Annotated in this window: 2 protein-coding genes; both read right to left on the reverse strand. The window is 58.5% G+C overall.

Going from position 1 to position 3,619, the window contains the following annotated elements; all coding sequences use genetic code 11:
* On the reverse strand, positions 1–1,130 hold a 1,130-nt coding region (gene dnaJ / locus WCA53_RS06740), incomplete at its 3' end, for a molecular chaperone DnaJ (protein ID WP_423907206.1).
* A 313-nt stretch (positions 1,131–1,443) separates the two neighbouring features.
* A complete protein-coding gene (gene dnaK / locus WCA53_RS06745) occupies positions 1,444–3,399 on the reverse strand; it encodes a molecular chaperone DnaK (RefSeq protein WP_423907209.1) in 1,956 nt (651 codons plus the stop codon).
* Positions 3,400–3,619: the final 220 nt, after the last annotated feature.

Raw genomic sequence — 3,619 nt, forward strand, 5'->3', positions numbered from 1 at the left:
CTCTTCACACGATCAAACCAGCTCTTGCTCTGCGGGCTATGACGCGCGCCGCCTTCCGAAAGCGATTTCTCGAACTGCTTCAAGATATCGCGTTGCTGATCGGTGAGCTTCACCGGTGTTTCGACCTGCACATGCACATACAAATCGCCTGCAATACTCGAACGCAAACCCTTGATGCCCTTGCTGCGCAGCCGGAACGTCTTGCCCGATTGCGTCCCTTCCGACACCGTGAAGCTCGCGCGGCCCGCGAGCGTCGGCACCTCGATTTCGCCGCCAAGCGCCGCCGTGGTGAACGGAATCGGCATCTGGCAATGGAGATCGTCGCCGTCCCGTTCGAACACCGAATGCTGCTTGATGTGAATTTCGACGTACAAATCGCCGCTCGGACCACCGTTGATTCCCGGCTCGCCGTTGCCCGACGAACGAATCCGCATACCGTCGTCGATACCCGCCGGGATCTTCACTTCCAGCGTCTTCGTTTCCTTCACCTTGCCCGCGCCGTGGCAATGACCGCACGGCTCGGGAATGTGCGACCCCGTTCCATGACACTTCGGGCAGGTCTGCTGGATGCTGAAAAAGCCCTGCGACATGCGCACGGTGCCTTGCCCGTTACATGTCGGACAGGTTTCGGGCTTGGTGCCGGCTTTCGCACCCGAACCCTTGCAAATCTCGCAATTGACCCAGCTCGGCACGCGGATTTGCGTATCGTAGCCGTGCGCGGCCTGCTCAAGTGAAATTTCCATGCTGTAGCGCAAATCCGCACCGCGATAAACCTGCGGTCCGCCGCGCCCGCCTCGGGCACCGGCCGCACCGCCGGCAGTCTGGCCGAAGATATCGCCGAAAATATCGCCAAATGCGTCGGCGAAACCGCCAAAACCCTGCTGGCCTGGACCACCCATGTTCGGATCGACGCCCGCATGGCCGTACTGGTCGTACGCCGCGCGCTTTTGCGGATCCGACAGCATTTCATAGGCCTGCTTGACCTCTTTGAAACGCTCTTCCGCGTCCTTGCTGTCCGGATTGCGGTCGGGGTGATGCTTCATCGCAAGCTTGCGATACGCCTTCTTGATTTCGTCGTCGCTCGCGTTCTTCGCGACGCCCATAACCTCGTAGTAATCCCGTTTCGCCATATCGGTTCAGCGCCGCCCGGGCCCGTTAGCCTGGCGGCTCCCTTTGGATGCCTGGAGTCTCTCGACTCATGTGGTTCGTCGACGCTTGAGCTTCTCTCCGCACACTCACGGTGAAAAGCGCAGCGCCCTGTAAAAAACAACGTGCCCGGGAAGCCGTCAGGCTCACCAGGCGCGTTCTACGTCCATGCGACCGTACTTGTCGCCACAGTCCCGCCCGGCTTTACAACCGAACGGGACCGGTTCGAACTTTATCGATAATTCGCTCACGCCGCTCATATGGCTTTTGTGTGGCTTATGTAGCAGCGTGGTCGACTCAGTCCTTTTTCACTTCCTTGAAGTCCGCGTCGACAACGTCGTCATGCTGCTCGTGCGCTGCCTGCGCACCCGGACCTGCTTCGCCCGCCGCCGCACCGGCTGCACCCGCCGCGCCTTGAGCCGCAGCCATCTCGGCGTACATCTTTTCGCCGAGCTTCTGTGACGCCGTTGACAGCGTTTCAATCTTCGCGTCGATCGAGGCCTTGTCGCTCGTATTGCTCTTCAGCGCTTCTTCGAGGTCCTTCAATGCCACTTCAATCGTTTCCTTCTCAGCGGCTTCCACCTTGTCGCCGTATTCCGCCACGGCCTTCTTCGTGCTGTGCACCAGCGCGTCGCCCTGATTGCGCGAGTCGGCCAGTTCACGCAGACGGTGATCTTCCTCAGCGTTCGCTTCGGCGTCCTTCACCATCTTGTCGATCTCAGCGTCCGACAAGCCCGAGTTCGCCTTGATGACGATGCGGTTTTCCTTGCCTGTAGCCTTGTCCTTCGCACCGACGTGCAAAATGCCGTTCGCGTCGATGTCGAAGCTCACTTCGATCTGCGGCGTGCCACGCGATGCCGGCGGAATGCCTTCAAGGTTGAACTCGCCCAGCAGCTTGTTCCCCGCTGCCATTTCGCGCTCGCCCTGGAACACCTTGATCGTCACGGCGCTCTGGTTGTCGTCGGCGGTCGAATAAACCTGTGCGTGCTTGGTCGGGATGGTCGTGTTCTTGTTGATCATCTTCGTCATCACGCCGCCAAGCGTTTCGATACCAAGCGACAACGGCGTCACATCCAGCAGCAACACGTCCTTGCGATCGCCCGACAAAACCTGGCCTTGAATCGCGGCACCCACGGCCACGGCTTCGTCCGGGTTCACGTCGCGGCGCGGGTCCTTGCCGAAGAATTCCTTAACCTTTTCCTGCACCTTCGGCATACGCGTCATACCGCCGACCAGGATGATGTCGTCGATTTCGCCGACCTTCACGCCTGCGTCCTTGATAGCGACACGGCACGGTTCCATCGTGCGTTCGATCAGTTCTTCGACCAGCGACTCCAGCTTCGCACGCGTAATTTTCAGGTTCAAGTGCTTCGGACCCGACGCATCCGCCGTGATGTACGGCAGGTTGATCTCAGTTTGAGCCGCCGATGACAATTCGATCTTCGCTTTTTCCGCAGCCTCTTTCAGGCGCTGGAGCGCGAGCACGTCTTTCGACAGATCAACGCCTTGTTCCTTCTTGAACTCGCCGATGATGTATTCAATGACGCGCTGGTCGAAATCTTCACCACCCAGGAACGTGTCGCCGTTCGTGGAAAGCACTTCGAATTGCATTTCGCCGTCAACGTCAGCGATTTCGATGATCGACACGTCGAACGTGCCGCCGCCCAGGTCATACACCGCAATCTTGCGGTCGCCCTTTTCGGCTTTGTCGAGGCCAAATGCGAGCGCGGCTGCGGTCGGCTCGTTAATGATGCGCTTCACGTCCAGACCGGCAATGCGGCCTGCGTCCTTCGTAGCCTGACGCTGGCTGTCGTTGAAGTACGCCGGAACCGTAATGACCGCTTCCGTCACTTCTTCGCCGAGATAGTCTTCGGCGGTCTTCTTCATCTTGCGCAGCACTTCAGCCGAAATTTGCGGCGGTGCGAGCTTTTGACCGTGGGCTTCAACCCAGGCGTCGCCGTTATCGGCGCGCACGATCTTGTAGGGCATCAACGCGATGTCCTTCTGCACTTCCTTTTCTTCGAAGCGACGGCCGATCAGCCGTTTGACTGCATACAACGTGTTCTTCGGGTTCGTGACCGACTGGCGCTTGGCTGGCGCACCAACCAGAATTTCGTTGTCGTCGACATACGCGATGATCGACGGCGTCGTGCGCGTGCCTTCCGCGTTTTCGATCACTTTTACGGTGTTGCCTTCCATGATCGCGACACACGAGTTCGTCGTGCCCAGATCGATACCGATGATTCTGCCCATTTTTATCACTCTCCTGACTTTGATCGCAGCGGGTCTGCCGTACCGATTCACCGACTTTTCTCGTGGAATCCAGCGGGCAGATGCCTAAAATTTAACTCTGTATGCAAGATAAGAGCGTTCACATCGTTTTCAAGACCGGAAAACGACGGAAAACCTCTTTTTTTCAGCCGAATGGAAACTTATTTCGCCGGACCGACTCGGCCGTTCGCCTCAAGGGTCC

Origin of the sequence: Caballeronia sp. (assembly GCF_049581465.1) — a bacterium.
Classification (GTDB): Bacteria; Pseudomonadota; Gammaproteobacteria; order Burkholderiales; family Burkholderiaceae; genus Caballeronia.